The sequence below is a fragment of the Gordonia neofelifaecis NRRL B-59395 genome (assembly GCF_000192435.1).
Lineage (GTDB): Bacteria > Actinomycetota > Actinomycetes > Mycobacteriales > Mycobacteriaceae > Gordonia > Gordonia neofelifaecis.
On record NZ_AEUD01000001.1, the window covers coordinates 36,895 to 58,553 of the forward strand.

The following is a 21,659-nucleotide window of genomic DNA, read 5'->3' on the forward strand; positions in this document are numbered from 1 at the left end:
GCCATTGTGGGCCGGTGGAGATCCTGGAGTTCCAGACCGGCGCCGACTGGGAGCGGTGGCTCGAGGCCAACCACGCCGTCGAGCCCGAGGCGTGGTTGCGGATCGCGAAGCGCAGCTCGACGCTCCCCGGCATCGTCATTGCCGAGGCGCTCGACGGCGCGCTCTGCTTCGGCTGGATCGACGGGCAGCGGCGGTCGAACGACGACGACTCGTTCCTGCAGCGGTACTCGCCGCGGCGGCCGACGAGCTCGTGGTCGAAGATCAACGTCGAGAAGTTCGAGGCGCTCGCGGCGGCGGGCCGGGTCCGCGCCGCCGGGCATGCGGAGGCTGACGCGGCCCGGGCGGACGGCCGTTGGGACGCGGCGTACGAGTCTCAGCGGACGGCGGAGCCGCCGGCCGATCTGCTTGCGGCGCTGGCATTCCGGCCGCAGGCGGCGCAGGCGTGGGAATCGCTCGGCCGCAGCGATCGGTACGCGGTGATCCTGCAGATCCTCAAGACTCGGGATCCCCGGAGGCGCGCCGAAGCGATCGAGCGTGCGGTCGTGCGGCTCGAGCGAGGCTGACGCTACTTCCGAGTACGGCTGGTGCCTGCGATGCGGGCCTCAGGCAGTCCTCTCAGGTGCGACGACTACCCTTGACAGGCGAAAGACGTTGAATTCAGGTCATCGGTCGACGATGGCCGCGCAGTTTTGGAGTGATTTGTGAATCGGATCGGCGTTATCGGCGGCGGAACCATGGGGGCTGGCATCGCTGAGGTGTGTGCCAAGGCGGGCAGCGACGTGCTGGTGCTCGAGACCAAGCAGGAGTTCGCCGACGCGGCGTCCGCGCGGATCGCCAAGTCGATCAGTCGCGGCGTCGCCAAGGGCAAGATCTCGCAGGAGGACGCCGACGCCGCGATCGCGCGCGTCAAGGTGACCCTGGACATCAGCGAGTTCGGCGACCGCGAGCTGGTCATCGAGGCGGCACCCGAGGTCGAGGCCATCAAGCACGACATCTTCGCCAAGCTCGACGCCGTCGTGAAGCCGGAGGCGATCCTCGCCACCAACACGTCGTCGATCCCGATCATCAAGATCGCTGCGGCCACCAGCTACCCGGAGCGCGTGGTCGGCGTCCACTTCTTCAACCCGGTCCCGGTGATGCCGCTGGTGGAGATCATCTCCGCACTCAGCACCGCACCGGAGACCGCCGAGGCAGTCACCGACTACGCCAAGAACGTCCTCGGCAAGACCACCGTCCAGGCGGGCGACCGGTCGGGCTTCATCGTCAACGCCCTGCTGATCCCGTACCTGTGCCAGGCGATCCGCATGTACGACTCGGGCTACGCCAGCGCCGAGGACATCGACGCCGCGATGAAGGGCGGCTGCGGTTACCCGATGGGTCCGCTCACCCTGTGCGACACCGTCGGCCTCGACATCTGCCTCGCCGCTGCCGAGTCGCTCTACGCCGAGTTCGCCGAACCGCACTTCGCCCCGCCGGCACTGCTCCGCCGCATGGTCGACGCCGGTCGCCTGGGCCGCAAGAGCGGTCGCGGCTTCTACGACTACAGCTAGTCGCCAGATCTTCCGGAGGTCCCGGTCCCGGTCCCGCGTGCAGCGGGACCGGGACCTCCGGCGTTTCGGCGACGACTGCAGCCGCGAGCCGGTCACGCCGGCGCGGTGGCCCGCCACAGGGTCACGCGCCCGATCCGCCTGCTGACCCGATGGTCGATCTCCGCCGCCGTCTCGAATCCGGCCGCGCGCATCGCCACCGGGACCGCATCTCGCAGACTGGTCGCGAGGTGACGATTGGTCAGCGCATGACGCGCCACCCTGCCGTCCGAGGGGTCGACGTGTCCGCCGAAATCGACCACGTCGAGCGTGCCGCCGGGCTTCAGCACCCGCAGTGCGCCGTCGAGCAGGGCGTGCTGTGCCTCGGGCGGCAGGTGGTGGTACGCGAACGCCGAGACGACGCAGTCGAACGATCCGTCGGCGTAGTCGAGTCGATCGCCGTAACCCAGGTCGAAACGGGTGCTGTCGCCGGCACCGCGGCGATGGGCCTTCCTGCGGGCACGGCGGAGGGCGAGGGGATCGGGGTCGACGCCGATCACGTGGACGTCGGGGTGCTCGACGGCGATTCTCAGAGCCAGCTCGCCGGTGCCGGTTCCGATGTCGAGCACTCGGTCGTCGGTCCGGAGGGCCAGTCGATCGACGAGCAATCGGTGCATGCGCCGAATGCCCGCCAGGCGGGTCAGCGGGTCGTAGAGCGGGAGTAGGGCGTCGCGGCCGAAGCCCGGCAGATAGTCGTGCCCGCCGTGCGCGTCCGCGGCGGTGTCGTCGTCTGGCCTACTGATCGAGTTCATCGTTCCTCCTGGTGGTCCGAGTACCGTCGAATCCAGGCTGCTCGGTGCAAGACGTCGGCACTGCGACTATTCGCACCGGTAGTGGGACGATGTTCGCGTCGCCGAGAGGAGCACCATGGTCGGGCCCGCGCGGATCGCGACGCGCCGGACCAGAGTGCCGGTCTACGCCTTTCGCGCTGAGCCCGGCGTGCCACAGGTCTGGGTGATGCGGTTCGACGAGGCCGCGCTGACCGAGGTCGGGGCACACGCCCATGAATTCCCCGGGATCGCGTATTTCGAGGCGGGCGGCGGGGCGCTCCGGCTCGGCGATCGACGTGAGCGGATCGGAGCCGGATGCGGGTACTTGATCCGGCCGGGCGAGGTGATCGCTGCCGAGGATGCCGCTGCGCTCGCCGGGGCCGGCGGCTGGGGTCTGTACTTCACCCCCGAGGTCCTCGGCGCCACGGACCTGGCGGACGGCGGTCCCGCCGATCGTCGACTGCGCTGGCGGATCCATCCCCTGCTGCGGGCGTTCGCGGACGACGGTCCGAGCGGGTTCGTCGTCCCGCGCGAGGATCGGCGGCTGTGGGCGGGATACCTCGGCACGATCGAACGGGAGATGCACGAACGTCCGGCGGGCTATCAGTACTCGGTCCCGGCCGTGCTGGTGCTGCTCTTGGTCGCGGTGAGTCGACTCCGCGCCGCGGCGGCGACGCCGGGCCGGTCGGACAGCCTGGTCGATGCGGTATTGGACGTCATCGAGCAGCGCTACCGAGGGCCGTACTCACTCGTCGACGTGGCAGGCGAGTTGAGCTTCTCGCCCGGCCACCTGACGACGGAGATGCGTGAACGGACCGGGCGGACCGTGCAGGAATGGATCACCGAGCGGCGGCTGATCGACGCCCGACGCCTCCTCGCAGAGACCGATCTACCGGTCGCAGAGATCGGCCGCCGGTGCGGTTATGAGGATCCCGGCTACTTCGCGCGGGTCTTCCGCAAGGTCCACGGCGTGCCGCCTCGCGACTGGCGGGCCGACGCGGGCTGATCCCGTGGGCCGTCGAATCTGGGGGACGTTCTCAGGGAATCGCCGGATGACCGGTGGGCACGGCGGCGGCGATGGTGGACACATGCTGATGCCCACGATTTCAGTGACCGTGATCGGACTCCTCGCAGCGCTGGTGTTCGTGGTTTTCCGCCGTACGGAGAAGGCGTGGGCGGTGCTGCTCGGCGTACTCGGCGCGTGGGCGGGATTCGTCGTCGGCGCGGTCCCGGGGGCGACGGCCGACATCGTGTCGGGCGGCGGATGGGCGTTGCCGACGGTCGGGCACCTGGGTGCCGTGGTCGGGGCGGTCGCGGCGGTCTGGTGGTTCGGCGGGCTGGCGGTCGGTGCGCCCGACGTGCGGCGGTCGGGCGATCGGGTTCAGCGCTGACCGGCCTGCAACCGCAGCCCAGCCAACAACAGGTCCAGGCCCGCGCGGAACTGCTCGGCGTCGTCGTGGACCGCGAACTCGTCGACGATGTAGTGGACGTACGGGTGCTCCTCCGGATCCAGGGCGCGCCACTGATCGGCGAAGCGTTCGATGTACTCGGCGCCGGTCATCGTGCCGTCGACCACTTCTGCGGGGATCTGCTGGCCCAGGTCCGTGGCGGTGCCGATGACGAACCCGAGCACGGCCGAGACGCCGTGAAAGGTGTCGCGCGGGTTCAGCCCGAGTCGCATCACGTGACGTCCGAGCTGCTCGTACACCCGTAATCCGTTGGGCTGGGTCCCGGTGTCGCGCATCAGGTAGCCACCGAGCCACGGGCGGGCGGCGACCGTGTCGAACAGCGCGACGGCGACCGCCCGGAGGTCGGCGATCGGATCGTCGGAGTCCTCGAAGGTGTCGATCTCGGCCATCGCCTCGCCCAGAACGTGATCGGTGGCGCGATCGAGCAGTTCGTCCTTCGACGAGACGTACCAGTAGATGCTCGCGACGCCGCCGCCCAGACGAGCGGCCAGGGCGCGGAAGGTCAGCGCGGCCTCGCCGGATTCGTCGAGGATGGCGACCGCCTCGCTGACCACCGTCTCCATCGAGTGCGACGCACGGCGGCGTCGGCGCGCTTCCGGGCGCCTCTCGTCCTTGTCAACAGTCATGAGTTCCTCCTCCCTTGCATCTTATCGAACGTCGTTCTATTCTATCGAACATGGTTCGATAACCGAACAACGTTCGATATGAAGGAGGTGTCCCATGGCTACCGCCACTGAGACCTCGTCGCGCGGGTCGAAACCGACCCGCACATACAACTCATTGCGAGCGGCGTGGATCCCGCTGTTCGCGCTCTGTCTGGCCTTCTTCGTGGAGATGGTCGACAACACGCTGCTCACCATCGCGCTGCCCACCATCGGCCGCGACCTCGGCAGCGGCACCGTCGCTCTTCAATGGGTGACGGGCGCGTACTCGCTGACCTTCGGCGGATTGCTCCTGACCGCGGGTTCGGCGGCCGATCGATTGGGCCGTCGACGCGTCCTGCTGGTCGGGCTGGCGGCGTTCGGCCTGATCAGCCTGGCTGTTCTAGCCGTGTCGACGACGGGGGAGTTGATCGCTCTGCGCGCGGCCCTCGGCGTCGCCGCAGCGGCGATGGCACCGATCACCAACTCGCTGGTCTTCCGCCTGTTCGACGACGAGCGGCTCCGGATGCGGGCGATGACGCTGATGATCGTCGTCGGCATGAGCGGGTTCATCCTCGGACCGGTGCTCGGCGGCACCGCGCTCGCGCATGTCGGATGGGAATGGCTGCTGCTGGTCAACGCGCCGATCGCCCTCGTCGCCTGGATCGGGGTCCGCCTCGGTGTCCCGGCCGATCGTCGCGAAGACCTCACCCACGACCGCCTCGACCTGCCGGGCGCCGTGCTGAGCATCCTGGCGATCGGCCTCGGGTGCTTCACCCTCACCGCCGGGGTCGAGTACGGATGGGCCTCCCTGCCGGCTCTGGCGTCGGTGGGCGGGGCGATCGTCGCGCTGATCGGCTTCGTGTGGCACGAGAGGCGGACACCGGAACCGATGCTCGACCTCGGTGTCTTCTCCGTCGGGACGGTACGCGGCGCGGCGATCGCTCAGGTCGGCACATCGATCGCGATGGCCGGTGTCATGTTCGGCCTGATCCTGCACTTCCAGTACGCCTACGGCTGGAGTCCCATGCGCGCCGGGCTCGCCAACCTGCCATTGATCCTGACGATGATCTTCGCGACCCCGCTCTCCGAGTTCTTCGCGAGGCGGTTCGGGCACCGGATCGCCTGTCTGATCGGGGCCGGCTTCCTGGCCGCGGCCCTGGCCGGGCTCGCGTGGGGTGTGGAGCACGGCTACCTGGTGATCGCGATCTGCATGGTCCTGCTGACGATCGGACTGCGCACGGTGATGACGATCTGTGCCGTCGCCCTGGTCGGTGCCATGCCGAGCAACCGCACGTCGATCGGCACCGCGCTCAACGACACCGCGCAGGAGGTCGGGTCCAGTATCGGCACCGCGGTCGTCGGCACGTTGATCGCGGCCCTGGTGACGACCACTCTCCCCGCCGGCGCGTGGAGCGCCGACCTGATCGCGTCGTTCTTCCACGGCGAGCGGATCACCTACGCCGTGCTCGCGGTCGTGGTCGGTGTCGTCGCCGGATGGGGTGCGCTCACCCTGACCGATTCGCGCGCGACCGACGAGCACGCCTGAGGCGTCCGCGTCCGGTGCCGGGTGCGACCATGGAGCGATGACAGCAACTCTCGTCGCCAAGGACGTCGCGGGTGGCTACGCCCACCGCGTCCTGTTCGACCGGCTCGATCTGACCGTGGCGCCCGGCGACGTGATCGGCGTGGTCGGCGCCAACGGTGCAGGAAAGTCGACGCTGTTGCGCATCCTCGCCGGCGACCTCGCGCCGCTGGAGGGCACCGTGTCGCGGGCGCCGTCGGACGCCTTCGTCGGGTGGCTGCCACAGGAGCACGAGCGGATCGCCGGCGAGACGGTCGGCCAGTACGTCGCCAGGCGGACGGGGTGCGCGGCGGCGACCGCCGCGATGGACGCCGCGGCCGCCGCGCTCGCCGACGGTGACGACGGTGCCGACGCCTACGCCGCGGCGCTGGACCACTGGCTCGCCACCGGCGCCGCAGACCTGGACGAACGACTGCCCGCAGTCCTGTCCGACGTCGGATTGGACACCGGGCCCGCATCCGCCGAGTCACAGCTGATGACCGGGCTCTCCGGCGGTCAGGCCGCGCGGGTCGGACTCGCCGCACTGCTGTGCTCCCGCTTCGACATCGTCCTGCTCGACGAGCCGACCAACGACCTCGATCTCGACGGGCTGGACCGTCTTGAGGACGTGGTCCGCGGCCTTCGCGGTGGTGTGGTCCTCGTGAGCCACGACCGGGAGTTCTTGGCGCGCAGTGTGACTCGGGTCGTCGAACTGGATCTGGCGCAGCATACGAACACGGTGTTCGGCGGCGGATACGACAGCTATCTCGAGGAGCGTGAGGTCGCGCGGCGGCACCGGCGCGAAGAGTACGAGGAGTACGCGGAGAAGAAAGCCGATCTGGTGGCTCGCGCTCGGGTGCAACGCGAATGGTCGAGTCAGGGCGTCCGCAATGCGATGAAGAAGAACCCCGACAACGACAAGGTGCGGCGCAAGGCGGCCACCGAGTCCAGCGAGAAGCAGGCGCAGAAGGTCCGGCAGATGGAGAGCCGCATCGCGCGTCTGGAGGAGGTGGTCGAGCCGCGCAAGGAGTGGGTCCTCGAGTTCACCATCGGTTCGGCACCGCGGTCGAGCTCGGTGGTCGCGACGCTGAACAATGCGACTCTGACGCAGGGCGAGTTCGAGTTCGGCCCGGTCTCGTTGCAGGTCAATGCAGGGGAGCGGATCGGTATCACCGGTCCCAACGGCGCCGGGAAGTCGACCCTGCTCCGCCTCCTGCTCGGACACGCCGAGCCCCATTCCGGCAGCAGCCGACTCGGAGTGAACGTCGCGGTGGGCGAGATCGATCAGGCGCGTGGACTCTTCTCTGGACCGGAGCTGCTCGCCGACCGGTTCGAGGTGCTGGTGCCGGAGTTCACCACCGAAGAGGTGCGAACTCTGCTCGCCAAGTTCGGTCTTCGCGCCGAGCACGTCGGCCGCCCGGCGATCGACCTCTCGCCAGGGGAGCGCACCCGAGCGGCTCTGGCCCTCCTGCATGCGCGCGGGGTGAACGTCCTCGTCCTCGACGAGCCGACCAACCACCTCGACCTCGCGGCGATCGAGCAGCTCGAGTCGGCGCTTCGGTCGTACGACGGGGCGCTTCTGCTCGTGACGCACGACCGCCGGATGCTGCAGAACGTGACCGTCGACCGCCGCTGGCACGTAGCGGACGGGCGGGTCCGGGAGCTCTGACGGGAGGCGGTCGACAGCATCGACCACGGGTGCGTCGCAGAAAACACCACCCGCGATAGGCGAGGTGGCGTGCCCGTTTTGTCATTAGGCTCCTGGGTGAACGTGTCCAAATATCTGGGAGGAACTCCGTGCCTGCTGAAACGATCTACCCCTTCGACGACACCCAAGACTTCGAGGACGTGCAACGCGGTTTCATCGGGACCATCTCGCCGGGGCAGATCACCAACGCGGCAGGCGACGTCGTCTGGGACTGCAATTCGTACGACTTCATCTCCGGAGACGCCCCCGACACCGTGGACCCCAGCCTGTGGCGGCAGTCGCAGCTGGTGGCCAAGCACGGCCTGTTCGAGGTCACCGACGGCATCTATCAGGTGCGCGGCTTCGACCTCTCGAACATCACATTCGTCGAGACCGACAACGGGATCATCGTCATCGATCCGCTGATCTCGACCGAGACCGCCGCGGCGGCGCTGAAGCTGTACCGGGAACATCGCGGTGACCGGACGGTCGTCGCCGTCATCTACACCCATTGCCACGTCGACCACTTCGGCGGCGTCAAGGGCGTCACCACCGAAGAGGACGTCAAGGCCGGCCGCGTGCAGATCATCGCACCGCAGGGCTTCATGGAGCCGGCGATCGCCGAGAACCTGTACGCGGGCACGGCGATGGGCCGCCGCGCGGGGTACATGTACGGCGCCGCGCTCGACCGCAGCCCCGAGGGCGGCGTCGGAGCGGGACTCGGCCAGACCACGTCGACCGGCACCGTGACGCTGATCGCGCCCACCGTGGACATCACCGAGACCGGTCAGGAACTGACGGTCGACGGCGTTCGCATGGTGTTCCAGTTGGCACCGGGCACCGAGGCACCGGCCGAGATGCACTTCCACTTCCCGGACCGTCGCGCACTCTGCATCGCAGAGAACGCCACGCACACGCTCCACAACATCCTGACGATCCGCGGCGCGGTGGTTCGTGACCCGCACATGTGGGCGCACTACCTCGGTGAGGCGATCGAGATGTTCGGCGACGAGACCGACGTCGTGTTCGCCTCGCACCACTGGCCGACGTGGGACAGCAAGCGGGCGATCGGCTTCCTGCAGGTGCAGCGCGATCTGTACGGCTACCTGCACGATCAGACGCTGCGCATGCTCAACCAGGGCTACACCGGAATCGAGATCGCCGAGCGCATCCAGATGCCGCCCGCGCTCGACAAGGAATGGAGCACGCACGGCTACTACGGCACCGTCAGCCACAACGTGAAGGCCATCTACCAGCGCTACATGGGCTGGTACGACGGCAACCCGGCCCGGCTGTGGCAGCACACCCCGGAGGAGTCGGCCAAGCGATACGTCGAGTTCATGGGTGGCGCCGACGCGGTCGTCGAGAAGGCACGCGGGTCGAAGGAGGCGGGCGATCTGCGCTGGGCGGCGCAGGTCCTCGACCATGTGCTCTTCGCCGAGCCCGATCACGCCGCAGCCAAGGCGTTGCAGGCCGACACCCTCGAACTCCTCGGTTTCGGCAGCGAGAACGGCACCTGGCGCAGCGCGTACCTCTCGGGCGCGATGGAACTGCGTCGTGGCAACTTCGGCACTCCGACGCAGACCGCATCCGCCGACATCATGGCGCGACTGTCACCGGAGATGTTCTTCGACGCGGTCGCCATCACCGTCGACGGACCGCGCGCCTGGGATCTGTCGGTCGAACTGCGGTGGACCTTCCCGGACGCCGGCAAGACCTTCCGAACGCGGCTCGGCAACGGCGTGTTCAGCTACAGCAACGACCGCCCGGGCGATGTCGATGCGACGCTGACGGTTCCCGAAGCCGCGTTGCTGGCACTCGCGACAGGCGATCCGGCGGCCGCTCAGGAAGCCGGTCTGACGATCGATGGTGACGCTTCGGCGTTCCAGACGCTTTTCGGTGTGCTCGATAAGCCGGACCCCGACTTCAACATCGTCCTGCCGTAGACCCTGAGACGAGAGGACCCGCGGGCGAAGGCCTGCGGGTCCTCTGTCGTCATCTCAGCGGTGAACCGACGGCCGGATCAGTTGAACTCCGACCCCGGATGGAATCGCCGAACGCGATGCAGCGTGTTCTGGTCGGTGTGGTGCATCTCGGTACCGGTGGCGACCAGCCGGAGCAGCAGATCCGAGGTGTAGCTGAACGTGTCGTCGTCGATGATCGTGAACGTGCTGGTGAAGTCCTTGATCTCGGCGCGTTCCATCAAATACCTGTTCTGCAGGATCCCGTACGACGGATCTCCGGGCTCGGCGTCGAAGTGGAGCACGGTGTCGTGCGGCTCGGCGGCACTGCCCGCCTGGATCGCGATGCCGCGCCCGAAGACCACGGTTCGCATGATCTGACCGTTGGCCTTGTCCCACAGGAGGAAGCCGATCTCGTCGTGGAACGGATCCATTCCCTCCTCGCCGTGCCGCCAGGCGGTCATCGAGTAGTTGAGGCCCCACAGCTTCTGGTCGCCGTTCTCTTGAACGCCGATCGGCTTGAACGATGCCCGCTCGAAGTACGAGGTGTGGCCGGTCTCGTCATCGTTGTTGTGGTACGAGAGGTCGATGCCGACGTTGCCCTCCCAGACGCCGACCAGCGGGGTCAGCGGACCGAGTTTCTGCGGGCCGCGGATGTCGGTGATCGCGGGGACTTCGGTGGCGGTCATGGGTGCTCCAATCGTGAGGGCTGGGTGATCCGGTCTGCCGTGTCGAGCCAGTACTTGCGCTGACGCGAGCATTGCATGACGCAAGTCTTGCACATCGCAAGACTGGATTTGGTCAAATCACCGATTCCTCGGCTGACCTGTGTCAGCGGCTCACATCGGCAGGTGGAGTCCGAGGTCGTCCGCAGTAGGCGGAACGTCGAGCGGTGCGTGGAGTTCGCGCAACGCACGGGCGCATGCCGCGCGCAGATCGGGATCGAGTAGATCCAGGACGCGGCGGAGTTCCCGTCTACGGTTAGCGGTCACCTGTCCGACCACCGTCCGCCCGGCCTCGGTGAGTTCCAGCATCACGATGCTCCGGTTGCCCGGATCGGCGCCGCGAACGAGGTGCCCGGACGCGTGGAGACGGTCCGCCATTCTGGTGATCGACGATCCGACCACCCCGAGCGCCTGGGCGCACCGGCTCGAACTCGACGGACCCAGTTTCTGAAGGGTCAGCAGCAGGCGGAACTGCGGCAGAGAGACATCGAGGTCGACGACGCTGCGCAAGGCCAGTCCGACGAGGTCCCGCGTCGCGGTCTCGAACGCGTGCACTTCATCGATGGAGGAGGTGGTTGCCGCGCCGTCGTCGCCCATTCGGCGAGTATGTCACGGGGTGCCAGGCGCGTCGGGTCCGAGTGCTCACGGCTCGAGGTGCTGCTCCACCCGTTCGACCTTCTGCGTCAACTGGCCGGTGAAGCCTTCGCGCATATCGGCTTTGAGCACGAGGCTGACGCGCGGACTGGTGGCCGCGACGGCCTCGCACGCGCTCTTGACCACCGCCATGCACTCGTCCCAGTCGCCTTCGATCGTGGTGAACATCGAGGTCGTCTCGTTGGGCAGACCGGAGGCGCGCACCACGCGGACCGCCTCGGCGACGGCTCGGCTGACCGATCCGTCGGGGTCGTCGGTGGTTCCCGGGGCGATGGAGAAGGCGAACAGCATGGTTCCGAGACTACGGGCGCGCTGCGGTCGTGGCTTGGCGAATACCACTGACCGGCGTCATGGACTCGTGGACAATCGGGGCATGAGCTACACGTTGGCGTTCTGGTCGGGTGGGGACTCGGCCGACTGCGGTGACATCTACAACCGGCTGAACGGCGGGGAGTTCGTCGAAGGCGTGGCACCCGTCGACGAGGCGGTGGTCGAAGATCGGCTCGCGACGCTCGACGGCTGGGTCCGGCACGAGAACATGTTGTACCCACCGGGGGCGACGACGGCGGACGGTCCCGCATTCGACACCTTCATCGACAAGCAGTTCGTGGTGTTCACCGGCTACGGCGTCGAGCCGCACGACATCAATGTCGTCATCGACGTCATGCGGGGACTGGATTTCCGGTTGTCCGCCCCGCAGACGCTCGAGCGGTTCGAATGATGGAAGCGCCCGGATCCGGCAGAGGGGAGAGCCGGACCCGGGCGGGTTCTGGGTGGGCGGGATCAGCCCATACGGTCGGTGACGACAGGTCCGGTGGTCCAGCCGCCGTCGACGGCGAGTTCGGCGCCGGTCGTGTAGCTCGCGGCGTCACTGAGCAGGTAGACGACGGCGCCGGCGAGTTCCTCCGGCTTACCGACCCGGCCGAACGGCGCGTCGGGGAATCCGCCTTCGTCGAGGCTGATCCCGGTGGGTGCGGTCATCGGCGTCAGGACCATGCCCGGGTGCACGGAGTTGACCCGGATCTTCTCCGGCGCCATCTCGATCGCGGCCACCTTGCTCATGCCGCGGACGCCCCACTTGGTGGCACCGTAGGAGCCGGTCAGCATGAGTCCGGTGAGACCGGCGGCCGACGAGATGTTGACGATCGAGCCGCCGCCGGCGCGGCGCAGGGCCGGGGTGACGCTCTTCATGCCGAGGAAGACCCCGACCAGGTTGATCTGAACGACGCGCTGGAAGACCTCGAGCGGCTCGTCCACCAGCTTCACACCGGTCGCGACGGTGCCCGCATTGTTGACCAGGCCGTTCACCGCTCCGAATGCGGATTCGGTGGCGGCGACGATCTGCTCCCAGGAGTCCGCGTCGGTGACGTCGAGGTGCATCGACCGTGCAGCCTCGCCCAGGTCGGCGGCGACCGCGGCCGCCTCGTCGGTGAGCAGATCGCCGATCATCACCTTGCCGCCTGCGGCGACGATGGCACGGGCGAACGCCTCGCCGAGCCCGCGGGCTCCGCCGGAGACGATGACGACCTTGTCCTGGAGATCCATTGCTTTTCCTACTCTTCTCGGTTGGCGGCGGCGTCGGCCGGCGTCGCGTGATTCTGCTGTGGGGCGGGTTCTTCGGCCGGCGGGCCGAACATGGCCCGGGCGGCGTCGCGCACCGCTTCGTGCATCGGTGTGCCGTAGCGGACGAGGTGCTCCATCGCCACCACGATCAGCAGTGCGGCTTGGCTGGAGAGGACGGAGATCCGGATGTCGTCGCTCTCGGCGCCGATGAGTGCGGCGACGCTCGGGCGCAGGAGGTGGGCGGCCTCGTAGGAGGCCTGGAGCCAGACGCGGCGGAGTGCCGGGTCGTCGAACACCGTCGCCATCAACGCACGAGTGTGGACGTCGTCCTCGTCGGCGAAGGTCGCCTCCACGGCGCGGGTGATGGCCACGCCGGGGTCGCCGGGGACCGCGAGGTCGGCGAGGGCCGCCGCGTAGCGGCGGATGCCGTCATCGAACAACGGTCGCAGGCAGTCTTCCTTGGTGGGGAAGTAGCGGTAGAACGTACGCTCCGACATCCGGGCGGCGACGGCGAGACGCGGCACGGTCGCGCCTGCACCCCCGGAGGCGATGAAGACCTCGGCGCAGCGTTGCGACACCTCGTACAGGTTCGCGGTGCTCAATGACGGGCGGGCCATGCCTTCGACGATACGCCGATGATGGCAGAAACTGTCACTATGGTGACGCGGCTCACCTTCCGGTACGGGCGCGTCGTCGGACGGCGACGCGGATGTCAGGGAGTCAGGATCGCGCGGCCGCTCACCCGTCCGGCTTCGAGGTCGTCGAAGGCGCGCTGGAAATCGGCCAGCGGGTACAGCGTGTGCTCCACCGTGAGCGCACCGCGCGCGGCGAGTGCGACTACTTCGAGGAGGTCGGCGCGGGTGCCGCCGTACGACTTCCGGATGTCCACGCCCCACGGCAGCGCTGCGGTGTCCGCGTTGGCGCCGTAGTTCAGCAGTCCGCCGCCGAGGCCGACAAGACGCAGGGCGCCTTCGGGGGCGACGACCCCCGCCGCCAGGTCCACCGTCGGCTGTACGCCCGCGAAGTCGAACACCGCGTCGGCGCCGTACCCATCGGATTCGGCGAGGATCGCGGCGGCGGCGTCGCCGTCGGACTTCACCGTCTCGTGGGCGCCGTGGCGTCGGGCGAGGTCGAGTTTGTCGTCGGCCGTGTCGACGGCGATGATCCGGGCCCCGGTGCTGGCGGCGAGGATCTGCACAGCCATGTGGCCGAGCCCGCCGACGCCGATGACGACGGCGGTGGCACCGGGCGTGAGCCACTCGCGGGCCGAGTTGATCGCGCGCATGGGAGTCAGGGCGGCGTCGGCGAGCGGCCCGGCGCCGACCGGGTCGACGTCCCCGAGAGGCAGGACGTGCCGGGCCGGCACGATGATGTAATCGGCCATCGCTCCGTCGGGTCCGAGGCCGGGCGTCGGCGGGTACCGGTAGCGTCCGCCGGTGATGCAGGCGTTGTCGTGCCCGGTCACACACGGGCGGCAGCGGCCGCAGCTCCAGATCAGGTTGATCAGGACCGGGCTGCCGGTCTCGATGTCGGAGACGTCGGGGCCGAGCGCGTCCACCCAGCCCGCCCCCTCGTGTCCGAGCGTCGGGTCGGGTCCGGGCCATGGCGTGGGGAGGTGGAGAACGTGGATGTCCGAATGGCAGAGCCCTGCGCTCGCGACCTTCACCCGGACCTCGCCGGGCCCCGGCTCCGGTGTCGGGACGTCGACGAGCTCGAGGGTTCCGGGGGCCGTCAGCTTGACTGCGCGCACTGTCCTACTCCTTCTCTGGGGTACTGCCAACGCTATGCCGGAACCATCCGACGCACGGCGGATCGGTGATCGCAAACGGATCGGCAACGGTGATCGCGCGGGTTCCGGCGGTTCGGGACGTCGCGGTACGGTTGGGCCGAGGAGTCCGTTCGGACGACATGCCCGTTTGTCGAGGAGGATCATCATCCGTCGCACCGTCTTGGCCGCAGCACTGCCGATCGCTGTCGGAGCGGCCGGGGCCGCCTGTTCGTCGGGCCCGACGGATCCGGTCGCGACTCGGACGGTCACCGAGACCGTCGATTCGTCGGTTGCGTCGTCGACGACCTCGGCGCCGGGCGATTCCGGAATCGTCTGGCCCGCCAAGCGCGGCGAACTCGCCTGTCGAAACGGGCAGTCCGAGGGCTCCGACGTCTGTGTCCTCAAGGGGCAGAAGATTTCCGGTGACGTCGAGTTCACCCGCTTCCGCGTCGTCAAGCTCATCGATTCGCAGATGTCCGGGACGGTGAGGATCACGGGGGTCAAGGAGGCGGTCGTGACCGGCACGCAGATCGACGGCGATCTCGCCGTCTCCTCGGACGGTGGCGCGGTCGTGAAGACGTCCAGGGTCGGCGGATCGCTCGCGATCAGCGGCGGGCAGCACGCGACCGTGGTGAAGAACGCGGTGGGCGGTGACCTGACATGCGATGTTCGGCGCGCGGACGGGGTCGGGAACAGTGTCGGCGGTCAGACCACCGGGGCATGTTCTCGACTGCGCCGCTGACGGGCTGTCGGGGGCTACCGTCGAAGGGGTGAACAGCCCGGCACGCGTTCGGCGTATCCTCCTGATCCGGCACGGCCAGACCGCCTGGTCACTGGCGGGCAGGCACACCGGCCGGACCGACGTCGGGCTGACCGCCGCGGGTGAGGTTCAAGCGCGGGCGCTGTCCGGGCTCCCCGGTCGTCTCGGGCTCGTCGACCCGTATGTGATCGCTTCGCCGCGGGCTCGGGCGCTACGGACCGCGGAGCTCGCAGGCCTGGCGCCCGACGAGATCTCCGAAGGAGTGGCGGAATGGGACTACGGCCGATATGAGGGCATCACCCGCGCGCAGATCCGGGCCGACAGTCAACCCGGCTGGACGATCTGGACGCACGGCGCGCCCGGTGGAGAATCGGTCGACGCGATGAGGGAACGTGTGGACCGCGCCGTCGCCCATGTCGGCGAGGTGCTCGCACAGCGTGACGTGGTGGTCGTATCGCATGGTCACTTCTCGCGGTCGTTCGTGTGCCGGTACCTGGGCTGGCCGATCGAATACGGCGCTTCCGTCGACCTGCCGCCTGCCGGATCGGCACTGCTCGCCGAGATCGACGGCGAGCGGCGATTGGAGCGGCTGGCCGGCACGGAGGGCTGATACGCGCCAAAAACAATCATCTGTGCTTTTTTCTATCGAAATCGAGTACGGTGATCCACGTCACCGCACTGCGGCCTCGCCGCGCGAATCGATGGGAACGGCACATGGACAATGGCATCGGCAACTGGCCCACCCTTCACCGGGTGCGACATCCGCACCGGGTGGCATTGATCGACGGCGTGACCGGTGCCGAGTACACGTTCGAGCAGCTCGACCTTCGCACCAATGCGCTCGCCGCCGCACTGCGGGTCCGGGGCGTCGGCAAAGGAGATCGCGTCGCGCTCGTGACGCTGAACAGTCCCCACATGCTGGAGGTGATGTTCGCCGTCGCCAAGCTCGGAGCCGTCGCGGTGCCGATCAACTGGCGCCTGCAGGCCCCCGAGGTGAACTACATCCTCCGCGACTCCGGGGCACGACTGGCTTTCGTCTCACCCCAGACGGCGGCGCTCGCGCGTGCAGCCGCCGAGGACACCGAAGTGTCCGAACTCATCGAGATCCCGTCGGGTGACCAGCGGGCCGCGGGTGACGCGTCCGAGTACGAGGACCTGATCGCGGCCGCGGACACGGAGCGTGTGGTGGTGGACGTCGACGCCGACGACCTCTCGATGCTGATGTACACCTCGGGCACCACCGGATTCCCCAAGGGCGCGATGCTCACCCACGCGAACCACCACTGGAACGGGATCAACAATCTCACCGCGGGCGACGGCGTGGGCCCGCGGGACGTCAACATCGCCTCGGCGCCGCTGTTCCACATCGGCGCGCTCGGCGTCATCACCCTGCCGCTGCTGTACATCGGCGGCACGACGGTCGTGCTCGAGACGTTCACACCGGATGCGTGGCTGGCGGCCGTCGAAAAGCACGGCGTCACCGTCGCCTTCGCCGTACCCGCGATGTGGGCCGCCATCGACGCGTCGCCCGCCATCGCGACGGCCGACCTGAGCTCTCTGCGGTTCGGCATCTCCGGCGGCGCGCCCTGCCCCGTGGTGCTGATCGAGAGCCTCAACGCGCACGGCGTCCGCTTCTGTGAGGGCTTCGGTCTCACCGAGACGGCCCCGAACGTATGCGTGCTGGCGGTCGAGGAGGCCATCGAATACGCCGGGTCGGTCGGCAAGCCGGTGCTCCACGTCGAGATGAAGGTCGCGGACGACGGCGGTCGCGAAGTGGCGCCGGGCGTGATCGGCGAATTGCTCGTCCGCGGACCGAACGTCTTCGTCGGTTACTGGAACAAGCCGGAGGCCACTGCCGAAGCGCTGAGAGACGGCTGGTTCCACACCGGCGATCTCGCGACGTGCGACGAAGAGGGCTACTACCGGATCGTCGACCGGAAGAAGGACATGATCGTCACCGGCGGGGAGAACGTCTACGCCTCCGAGGTGGAGCAGGCGATGTACCGGCATCCGGCGGTCGCGGAGGTCGCGGTGATCGGCCTGCCCGACGAGAAGTGGGGCGAGTCGGTCACCGCGGTCGTCGCGACGAAGCCGGGTGCCGACGTGTCCGAGGGGGACCTCATCGCCTGGACGCGCGAGCAGATCGCGCACTTCAAGAGCCCGCGCGCCGTCCACTTCGTCGAAGCGCTCCCGCGCACCGCGACGGGCAAGGTGCTCAAGCGCGATCTGCGCCTGCAGTGGACCGGCGACGGGTCGGCGGTGCATCGCTGAGCGTCAGACGTTGAAGGTGATTGACCCGAGCGTCCCCCTGGCGGCGGCTCGTGGTCCATATGCCCAGCAGGTGCTGTGACGGGGACGCTCGGGTCAGGGCGGCGCACTGCACTCCTCGATGTCCGAGTCAGTGGAGGCGTCAGCAGTCGGTGTCGAGGTCCAGCAGGAGGAGTTCGAGGCGCGGGAGGACCATGTCGCCGGGCCGCATCCGAGGTTCGGCAAGCGCGTCCGGTGCACCAGTGATGTCGGTGAACACCTCACTGCCGGACGCGTGGCCGGGCGATTGCCATACCGCGGTGCCGTCGCGGAACGGGAAAGGGCCGAAGCGCGTCTGGAGTTCGAGATCGAATGCCACCAGTTGCATGCCAACTGCTCGCGCACGAGTCACGGCCGGCGCCGACGAACTCGAGCTCAGTCGTCGAGATTCGGTGGGTGCGGTCACGACTCGGGTGGCACCTGAGAGGACGATCGAGGGAGGCGGGTCACCGGTGATCCGGCACGTGATCGAAAAGCCTGGTCCGCGTGCGGTCGCACTACGCACGACGGACTCGTCATCGGGCAGTCGTGACGGGGGACCGATGCCGTGAAGCGTTGCGGGCAGACGCCACGTCGGCCGCAGGGCCGACCACCTGGTTGCGAACGCGTCGTTCCAGAACAGGCCCCAGTCGCCTACTGTCCCGAGCTCTGGCGGAGCGAACGCGCGATAGGCGCTCGCATCGAAGACAGCCGGGATGATCACGACTCCGCTGAAGCCGGCACAGGCTGGGGCGGGAGTTCGTTGGACTCGACTCCATCGGGGTGAGGGGACCGGTGGGCTGCATGCGTCATGCGATGAATATCGCATGGTGTCCGGTGCACGTCATTGAAGCGCGGGACATGTCAGACTGTCCGGATAGTGTGACCGCATGAACGGTGAAGGGGAGATCGCCGATCCGCCGACGACGATCGAGGTGCGCGGCGCGCGGGTGCACAACCTGAAAGACGTGGACGTCGACATCCCGTTGCAGCGTCTGGTCGCGATCGGCGGGGTGTCCGGCTCGGGCAAGTCGTCGTTGGCACTGGGAGTCCTGTACGCGGAGGGGGCCCGCAGGTACATCGAGGCGCTGTCCACCTACACCCGCAGACGGATGGCGCACGCTCCGCGAGCGGCGGTCGACGCGGTGCGGCACGTCCCCGCGGCGCTGGCGCTACGGCAACGACCGGGAACGGCCGGAGTTCGCAGCACGTTCGGGACGTCGACCGAGTTGCTGAACGTGCTGCGACTGATGTTCTCCAGGCTCGCCTCGCACCGCTGCCCGAACGGGCACCGGCTGGATCCGACGATCGACGTCGCCGCCGGACTCGACCTCACCTGTCCGGAGTGCGGTGCGGTGTTCACACCGCCCGGCGCGGAAGCCCTCGCCTTCAACTCGGCCGGCGGATGCCCGACGTGCGAGGGCACCGGGAGCGTGCGGGGAATCGACGACGCGACCCTGGTTCCGGACGTCGACAAGACGATCGCCGACGGAGCCGTACGGCCCTGGTCGATGTTCGGCCTCACCGTGATGCCGCAGGTGGCCGCCGACTTCGGAGTCCGGATCGACGTGCCGTACCGCGAGCTGACCGACGATGAGCGCGCAGTCGTGATGCGCGGTCCCGAGGAGAAGAGGCACATCGCGGTGACATCGAAGAGCGGCAAGCTCTTCGAGTTGAACTTCACCTATCGGAACGCGCGCCGGGCGGTCGAGGAGGCGTTGAACAACGCGACCACCGAGAAGGGCCTGGCCCGAGTCAACCGGTTCATCACGGTCCACGAGTGCCCGGACTGCGACGGTACGCGGCTGAGCGAGGCCGCCCGCGCACCGAGGATCGGGGACGTCGGCTTGGCCGACGCGACCGCGATGACACTCGACGAACTCGCCGACTGGGTCGAGCGGCTGCCCGCGACGATGCCGCCGGACATGGCGGGCATGGCGCAGACCCTGACGACGACGCTCCTCGGCATGGCGGGACGGCTGCGTCAGCTGGGGCTCGGTTATCTGACGCTCGATCGAGCAGCGTCAACGCTCTCGACCGGCGAGCGACAACGAGTGCAGCTGTCGCGTGCGGTCCGCAATGAGACGACGGGCGTGCTCTATGTGCTCGACGAGCCGTCGATCGGTCTCCACCCCGCGAACATCGACGGGCTGATCGGCGTCATGCGTGATCTGCTCGCGGATGGGAACTCGGTGGTGGTCGTCGATCATGACGTCCGGGTGCTGAGGGAGGCCGACTGGCTGATCGAGATCGGCCCCGGCTCAGGAGCCGCGGGAGGTTCGGTGATCGCCACCGCGCCGCCGCGCAGTCTCGGCGGCGTCCCCGGTTCACGGCTCGGCGGCTTCTTCGACGGTACGGAGGCGGTGGTGGTGCGCGACCGGATCCCCGCGGATCGGATCTTCGACGATGGCCGGATCTCGTTGCACACCAAGGAATTCCGCACCGTACGACCGCTGACGGTGGCGGTGCCGAAGCATCGGCTCACCGCGGTCACCGGGGTCTCGGGCTCCGGAAAGACCACCCTGGTACTGGATTCGCTGGTACCGGCGCTGTCGTCAGCTGGCGACCTGCCCGCCCATGTGACCGCGATCGACGGTGCGGGCATCAGCCGTGTCCAAGTGGTCGACGCCGACCCGATCGGGGTCAACGTCCGGTCGACGGTCGCCACGTACAGCGGTGTGATGGACGAGCTGCGCAAGGTCTACGCGGCGACGCCGGACGCGGTGGCTGGGGGACTCGGGTCGGCCGACTTCTCGTACAACACCGGCAGCCTGCGCTGTCCGCGCTGCTCCGGCACGGGCCAGGTGGTCCTCGACGTGCAGTTCCTTCCGGACCTGGACATCGAGTGCCCCGACTGCGCAGGCAGCCGGTACGGACCGCGGGCTCACGAGATCCGACGACCGGTCGACGGCGGCGCGGGCCACGCGCTTCCCGACGTGCTCGCACTGACCGTGACCGCGGCGACGGACGTCGTCGGCGACATTCCGCGGGTCCGCTCGAAGCTGCGGACGCTGATCGATCTCGGGCTCGGCTATCTCACGCTCGGTGAGGCGACGCCGGCACTGTCGGGCGGTGAGGCCCAGCGACTCAAGCTCGCCGCCGAACTGGACCGGGAGCAGTCCGCGACGTTGTTCGTCTTCGACGAGCCGAGCGTCGGACTCCACCCGCTCGACGTCCGAGTGCTGCTCCGGGTGCTTCAGCGGCTCGTCGATCGCGGCGGGACCGTCGTGGTGATCGAGCACGACCTCGATCTCATCGCCAACGCCGACCACATCATCGACATGGGGCCCGGTGGAGGCGCCGACGGTGGCGCGATCGTCGCCGAGGGTGCCCCCGACCGCATCGCCCACGTTCCGGACAGCATCACCGGGCGATATCTGGCACGACACCTGCAGTAGCGCCGCCGCGGGCACCGATCTGATCCACCTTGGTCCACGACAGGTAGCCGACCAGCACGACGATCACGCCGAGGAACACGAGATTCACCATCGTGCTGTCGAGGCCGAAACCGCCCTCGTCCTGCGGCTGAGTCAGCAGGTCGCCGAGCGAGGCGCCGAGCGGGCGGGTCACGATGTAGGCGGCCCAGAACGCGGCGACCGCCGACCGGTGGAAACCGTGATGCAATGCGGTGATCACGCCGATCACGCCGGCGAACAACAGCAACGACAACCAGTAGCCGAGGGCGAGCTTCTCGGCGATCAGATCACCGGCCGCTGTGCCGAGTGCGAAGGTGACGAGAACCGCGAGCCAGTAGAACGCCTCACGACGCCGGGTCCGGATCGAGTGGATCGACAGTGTGCCCTCCACGAGATACCAGGCACCGAAGACGAGAACCAATGCCACGGCGAAGACGGCGGTGGACACCTGGAGCGGCACTCCGATTCCGTCGGTCAGGTTGTCGGTGATCAGCGTTCCGGTGACGCTGACCAGCAGCACCGTCCACCAGTAGAGCGCGGGGATGTACCTGTCGACCCAGAACTGAGCGACGAAGGTCAACGACAGAAGCGCGACCGTCACGACCGTGGTCCCACGGAGGCCGAGCCCGAGATTCATGTTCAGGTAGTCGGCGGCGGTCTCGCCGACCGTCGTCGCCAGGATCTTGATGATCCAGAAGTAGATCGTGACCTCGGGGACCTTGCTCGCCGTCCACCGGAGTGCGGTCCCGGCTTGCGACATGGCATTCGGTGCGTTCATCGTCTCCCCATTCCAGTGCCCTGATCCGTCA

The 21,659-nt window shown here is 68.4% G+C and carries 22 protein-coding genes; 12 read left to right on the forward strand and 10 right to left on the reverse strand.

The features are described from left to right. Nucleotides 1-14 precede the first annotated feature (14 nt). On the forward strand, nt 15-563 hold the full coding sequence (locus SCNU_RS00250) for a YdeI/OmpD-associated family protein (RefSeq protein ID WP_009677325.1): 549 nt from the start codon (nt 15-17) through the stop codon (nt 561-563). 138 nt (nt 564-701) lie between these two features. Further along, nucleotides 702-1,550, forward strand: coding sequence for a 3-hydroxybutyryl-CoA dehydrogenase (locus tag SCNU_RS00255; RefSeq protein ID WP_009677326.1), 849 nt, complete (start codon nt 702-704; stop codon nt 1,548-1,550). Nucleotides 1,551-1,642: 92 nt separating this feature from the next. Here the strand turns inward: SCNU_RS00255 and SCNU_RS00260 are convergent, their stop codons facing one another. Beyond that, nucleotides 1,643-2,338, reverse strand: coding sequence for a class I SAM-dependent methyltransferase (locus SCNU_RS00260; protein ID WP_009677327.1), 696 nt, complete (start codon nt 2,336-2,338; stop codon nt 1,643-1,645). 115 nt (nt 2,339-2,453) lie between these two features. On the opposite strand from SCNU_RS00260, the gene SCNU_RS00265 reads away from it, so the two are divergent. After that, the gene (locus tag SCNU_RS00265; RefSeq protein ID WP_009677328.1) at nt 2,454-3,362 is read left to right on the forward strand and encodes an AraC family transcriptional regulator; all 909 of its coding nucleotides are present in this window, start codon (nt 2,454-2,456) and stop codon (nt 3,360-3,362) included. An 88-nt stretch (nt 3,363-3,450) separates the two neighbouring features. Next, a complete protein-coding gene (locus tag SCNU_RS20970; RefSeq protein ID WP_139025675.1) occupies nt 3,451-3,747 on the forward strand; it encodes a hypothetical protein in 297 nt (98 codons plus the stop codon). On the opposite strand, the gene SCNU_RS00275 is transcribed toward SCNU_RS20970, so the two are convergent. Next, complete coding sequence (locus SCNU_RS00275) at nt 3,738-4,451, reverse strand: TetR/AcrR family transcriptional regulator (RefSeq protein WP_009677330.1); 714 nt, start codon at nt 4,449-4,451, stop codon at nt 3,738-3,740. The genes SCNU_RS20970 and SCNU_RS00275 overlap by 10 nt on opposite strands. A gap of 94 nt (nt 4,452-4,545) precedes the next feature. Between SCNU_RS00275 and SCNU_RS00280 the strand changes: the two genes are divergently transcribed. The 3 genes from SCNU_RS00280 to SCNU_RS00290 all read left to right on the forward strand — a co-directional run bounded on the left by SCNU_RS00280 (nt 4,546) and on the right by SCNU_RS00290 (nt 9,663). Beyond that, nucleotides 4,546-6,015 carry an MFS transporter gene (locus SCNU_RS00280; RefSeq protein WP_009677331.1) on the forward strand — a complete coding sequence of 490 codons (1,470 nt, stop codon included), beginning with the start codon at nt 4,546-4,548 and terminating at the stop codon, nt 6,013-6,015. Between the two features lie 37 nt (nt 6,016-6,052). Continuing rightward, the gene (locus SCNU_RS00285) at nt 6,053-7,699 is read left to right on the forward strand and encodes an ABC-F family ATP-binding cassette domain-containing protein (RefSeq protein ID WP_009677332.1); all 1,647 of its coding nucleotides are present in this window, start codon (nt 6,053-6,055) and stop codon (nt 7,697-7,699) included. Nucleotides 7,700-7,827: 128 nt separating this feature from the next. After that, nucleotides 7,828-9,663 carry an alkyl/aryl-sulfatase gene (locus SCNU_RS00290; RefSeq protein WP_009677333.1) on the forward strand — a complete coding sequence of 612 codons (1,836 nt, stop codon included), beginning with the start codon at nt 7,828-7,830 and terminating at the stop codon, nt 9,661-9,663. 77 nt (nt 9,664-9,740) lie between these two features. Here the strand turns inward: SCNU_RS00290 and SCNU_RS00295 are convergent, their stop codons facing one another. The 3 genes from SCNU_RS00295 to SCNU_RS00305 all read right to left on the reverse strand — a co-directional run bounded on the left by SCNU_RS00295 (nt 9,741) and on the right by SCNU_RS00305 (nt 11,348). Beyond that, nucleotides 9,741-10,367: a heme-binding beta-barrel domain-containing protein gene (locus tag SCNU_RS00295; RefSeq protein ID WP_009677334.1), complete on the reverse strand. Its 627-nt coding sequence runs from the start codon at nt 10,365-10,367 to the stop codon at nt 9,741-9,743. Between the two features lie 150 nt (nt 10,368-10,517). Then, entirely contained in the window at nt 10,518-11,000 is a 483-nt protein-coding gene (locus SCNU_RS00300; RefSeq protein ID WP_009677335.1) for a MarR family winged helix-turn-helix transcriptional regulator, read from the reverse strand. A gap of 45 nt (nt 11,001-11,045) precedes the next feature. After that, complete coding sequence (locus SCNU_RS00305) at nt 11,046-11,348, reverse strand: thiamine-binding protein (protein WP_009677336.1); 303 nt, start codon at nt 11,346-11,348, stop codon at nt 11,046-11,048. Nucleotides 11,349-11,430: 82 nt separating this feature from the next. Here SCNU_RS00305 and SCNU_RS00310 point away from each other — a divergent pair, with 82 nt between their 5' ends. Further along, nucleotides 11,431-11,778: a hypothetical protein gene (locus SCNU_RS00310; protein WP_009677337.1), complete on the forward strand. Its 348-nt coding sequence runs from the start codon at nt 11,431-11,433 to the stop codon at nt 11,776-11,778. 62 nt (nt 11,779-11,840) lie between these two features. On the opposite strand, the gene SCNU_RS00315 is transcribed toward SCNU_RS00310, so the two are convergent. The 3 genes from SCNU_RS00315 to SCNU_RS00325 all read right to left on the reverse strand — a co-directional run bounded on the left by SCNU_RS00315 (nt 11,841) and on the right by SCNU_RS00325 (nt 14,370). Beyond that, the gene (locus SCNU_RS00315; RefSeq protein WP_009677338.1) at nt 11,841-12,602 is read right to left on the reverse strand and encodes a glucose 1-dehydrogenase; all 762 of its coding nucleotides are present in this window, start codon (nt 12,600-12,602) and stop codon (nt 11,841-11,843) included. Between the two features lie 8 nt (nt 12,603-12,610). Further along, on the reverse strand, nt 12,611-13,237 hold the full coding sequence (locus SCNU_RS00320; RefSeq protein WP_009677339.1) for a TetR/AcrR family transcriptional regulator: 627 nt from the start codon (nt 13,235-13,237) through the stop codon (nt 12,611-12,613). 95 nt (nt 13,238-13,332) lie between these two features. Then, on the reverse strand, nt 13,333-14,370 hold the full coding sequence (locus SCNU_RS00325) for an alcohol dehydrogenase catalytic domain-containing protein (protein ID WP_009677340.1): 1,038 nt from the start codon (nt 14,368-14,370) through the stop codon (nt 13,333-13,335). Nucleotides 14,371-14,569: 199 nt separating this feature from the next. Here SCNU_RS00325 and SCNU_RS00330 point away from each other — a divergent pair, with 199 nt between their 5' ends. The 3 genes from SCNU_RS00330 to SCNU_RS00340 all read left to right on the forward strand — a co-directional run bounded on the left by SCNU_RS00330 (nt 14,570) and on the right by SCNU_RS00340 (nt 17,419). Next, nucleotides 14,570-15,130 (forward strand): hypothetical protein, encoded by a 561-nt coding sequence (locus SCNU_RS00330; protein WP_139025676.1) that lies wholly within the window; start codon nt 14,570-14,572, stop codon nt 15,128-15,130. 28 nt (nt 15,131-15,158) lie between these two features. Then, entirely contained in the window at nt 15,159-15,758 is a 600-nt protein-coding gene (locus SCNU_RS00335) for a histidine phosphatase family protein (protein WP_009677342.1), read from the forward strand. Nucleotides 15,759-15,862: 104 nt separating this feature from the next. Further along, nucleotides 15,863-17,419, forward strand: coding sequence for an acyl-CoA synthetase (locus SCNU_RS00340; RefSeq protein ID WP_009677343.1), 1,557 nt, complete (start codon nt 15,863-15,865; stop codon nt 17,417-17,419). A 139-nt stretch (nt 17,420-17,558) separates the two neighbouring features. Here SCNU_RS00340 and SCNU_RS20370 read toward each other — a convergent pair whose 3' ends face one another. Continuing rightward, on the reverse strand, nt 17,559-17,783 hold the full coding sequence (locus SCNU_RS20370) for a hypothetical protein (protein WP_139025678.1): 225 nt from the start codon (nt 17,781-17,783) through the stop codon (nt 17,559-17,561). Nucleotides 17,784-18,324: 541 nt separating this feature from the next. Between SCNU_RS20370 and SCNU_RS00350 the strand changes: the two genes are divergently transcribed. Beyond that, nucleotides 18,325-20,832, forward strand: a complete 2,508-nt coding sequence (locus tag SCNU_RS00350) for an excinuclease ABC subunit UvrA (RefSeq protein WP_009677345.1) — start codon at nt 18,325-18,327, stop codon at nt 20,830-20,832. Here SCNU_RS00350 and SCNU_RS00355 read toward each other — a convergent pair. Further along, a complete protein-coding gene (locus tag SCNU_RS00355; RefSeq protein ID WP_009677346.1) occupies nt 20,798-21,628 on the reverse strand; it encodes a COG4705 family protein in 831 nt (276 codons plus the stop codon). The two genes, SCNU_RS00350 and SCNU_RS00355, sit on opposite strands and share 35 nt — an antisense overlap. Between the last annotated feature and the right edge of the window lie 31 nt (nt 21,629-21,659).